A 259-nucleotide genomic window follows, 5' to 3' on the forward strand; every position below is an offset into this window, starting at 1 on the left:
CGACCTTTCCGGTGGCGTCATCGATGGCGCCGTGGAGGGCGTATTTGGTAGCGCCGCCAAACCATTCATAAGGGGTGGCGTCGATCTGGACAAGCTGGCCGGGATGCGGCTTGCGCTTACGGCGATGGGTCCGGTGGCGGATTTTTTTCTTTTGGGGGCTTTCTTTTCCGGAATTTTTCAGTATACTGGAAAGAGCGGAGTAGGAAATGGCGATTCCGAAATCCGTGAGTAGAATTTCTTTGAAATGGAGGAAGTTGAC

1 protein-coding gene is annotated in these 259 nt (G+C 53.3%); it reads left to right on the forward strand.

The features are described 5' to 3' along the window. A partial coding sequence (locus tag NE619_RS18295) for a hypothetical protein (protein ID WP_256133896.1) occupies positions 1 to 232 on the forward strand: 232 nt, incomplete at its 5' end. Positions 233 to 259: the final 27 nt, after the last annotated feature.

The organism is Anaerovorax odorimutans, from assembly GCF_024459955.1.
Classification (GTDB): domain Bacteria; phylum Bacillota; class Clostridia; order Peptostreptococcales; family Anaerovoracaceae; genus Hominibacterium; species Hominibacterium odorimutans_A.